The organism is Streptococcus sp. 21.1 (assembly GCF_016648635.1).
GTDB lineage: Bacteria > Bacillota > Bacilli > Lactobacillales > Streptococcaceae > Streptococcus.
Genome location: NZ_JACLQL010000027.1, coordinates 1 through 2,479, shown reverse-complemented (window position 1 = coordinate 2,479; position 2,479 = coordinate 1). Strand labels below are relative to the sequence as shown.

Genomic DNA, 2,479 nt, shown 5'->3' with positions numbered 1-2,479 from the left:
AGTTACCCAATGTTTTTTAACTTTGTGAAGTTTAAAATGTACTTTCTTTTCCATGATAATTCTCCTTTCATTTTAAATCTGTCATTATTGAGAAGGAGTCTCTATAACTTCATTAACTAATGAGTGTTCCGTTTCCGTCCGCATCAAAATGATAGGTTTCCCCTTTTATAGTAATGTCAATATTTGACAAACGGGCACCTGAGTTGGCATCGTAGTAGTGGATTTTACCATCAACGGTGACTAGTTCACCTTTGGCTTGTTTACCGTTACTGTGGAAGTAGACTGGGACATTGTCAATGGTTTGTTCACCGGTCAAGGCGTACCAGTTTGGACCAAAGTAATACCAACTACCTTCCCATTCATGGTACTGATTTTTAAGAGCAGCGCCTGTTGCTTCATCCAGATAGTAGATGTGGCTGCTGTTAGGGATAGTATCACTGTAATACGCATAGATGAGCTCACCTCTACTTTGCATTCCGTAGTAGTATTTACGAGTAGGAAGTCCAAAGTAGTAGAGTTCGCCATCGATAACTTGAACGGAGACTAATTTGTTTCCCTTACCGTCTAAATAATACCAGTGATTATCTTTGGTTTTAACGAAACCAGCTTTTGTAACCTTTTTACCATCAAATCCGATATAGTCTCCACTATCTGCGTAGTATGTGAATTCTCCGAAGCCTTGATGACCATCTCCAACGATAAGATTCACTTCTTCACCATGAACAATATGTGTTCCTGAGTAAACTTTTCTACCATCTTGACCAACATAATAGCGTTTGCCATCGACTTCGACGATTTGGTCTCGGACAGCAGCACCTGTGTCTTTGTCATAAAAATGATCAGCATTGGCAAAAATACCTTTGGCTTGGACACCGTCTTTATCAAAATAGACTTCTACACCATCTACAGTTTGAGCACCAACTAATTTATCGCCCTTATCATTGACATAGTACCATTTGCCATCTTTTTCCACATAACGGTTGGTAACGAGAGCTCCACTATCTTTATCATAGTAGTGTCCATTTGGTGCAAAGTCCCCTTTAACTTGAGAATAGTCATCACGGAAGTAGACATTGACATAATCTATCACTTGTTCGCCCTTTAAAGGATAACTAGATTTATCAACATAGTACCATTTACCTCCAGCAGTAACATAACTATTTTTGGCTGTAACTGGAGTCAATTTACCATTTTCATCTGCAATTGATGTTGGGTATCTATCATCTACAGCAATAAAAGTGAAAGCATTGGTGAGGATAGCACCTCTTACGCCGTTAATGTATTTAGAAAACTGAGCATAGTACCAGTTTCCATCAACTTGGAACAGTGGGTTTGGGCTGCCAGGGACATCATCTCTTAGTGAACCAGATTCATCAAAATAGTAGAGTTGTCCATTAATTCGCTTGAATCCATGGACAACATGTCCATTTTCATCAGCATAAACAGAAGGTGTCCAGAGGTATCCTCTCAGGTACATGTATCTGATTTTACCCCAGCCATTATAGACTTTTTGTCCCTGTTCATTGTAATAACTTTCAGTACCATCAGGATTCTTGAATTTAGAATAATAGACCATGTCTGGTTGGAAGTAGTACTCTTTACCGTCGATGGTTTTAGGGCCAGTGTAAATATTACCGTCATTGTCATAGTAGTAATAAATGTCGTCGCTGGTTCCGTTAATGTAGCGAGTACTATGGTAGAGGGCAATCTTATTATTCCAAAGTTCGCCATTTTCAGGATGGAAATAATATCCTTTTCCATCAACAACCACTCTTTGCCCTTTTGTTTGAAGCCCCTTGTCATTAAAGTGGTAAGTTTTGTCTCCAATTTCTTGAAGGCCAGTCACTTTTTCACCTGTCTTATCTACATAATACCAGTGGTTATCGCCAGTAGTAACAAAAGATTCAGTTGTTAGATGTCCAAGTTCACCATCATAATAATGTCCATCTTGGGCAAAGTTTCCTTTGACCTGTTTACCATCCTTGTCAAAATAGACATGCTGTCCATCAATTAGGTTTGGACCTGTCAGATCCTTGTCATCTTTTTTGTAATGCCAATTGCCTTGTTCATCACTATACCATTGACCACCCGTGATATTCTTTTCAGCAGAGGGAACTTGAGAATTAGGGGTATCAGTATCACTAGTTGTTGGTGACGAATTCTCAGCTGTAACACTTTCACTAGTCGTTGCACTTACCTCAGAATGTGTAGTTTCAGAATTAGATGCTTCCGAACTAGCTGTACTTGTGACTTCAGAGCTTGGTTTTTCAGAAATAGTTTCTGTTGAAGCCCCTTCAGAGGTGACCACTGGTGTTTCTGACACTGTGGCAGCCTCGCTCGAAGCGGTAGCAGCTATGTTTTCTGCAGGTTTAGCTATGGCTTCATTACTTGCTGGAGCATCGACGTCAATAGCGCCTTCTTTGATGATGGCTTCAACAGTTGCTTCATTAACAGGTGTAGGTTGTTCTTCAGCTGAAGC

2 protein-coding genes are annotated in these 2,479 nt (G+C 39.9%); both read right to left on the bottom strand.

Annotated elements, in window-relative coordinates:
* A partial coding sequence (locus H7U01_RS10085) for a KxYKxGKxW signal peptide domain-containing protein (RefSeq protein ID WP_155197768.1) occupies positions 1–54 on the bottom strand: 54 nt, incomplete at its 3' end.
* A 58-nt stretch (positions 55–112) separates the two neighbouring features.
* Positions 113–2,479, bottom strand: a 2,367-nt coding sequence (locus H7U01_RS09905) for a glucosyl transferase (RefSeq protein WP_201041518.1), incomplete at its 5' end; no start/stop codon positions are given.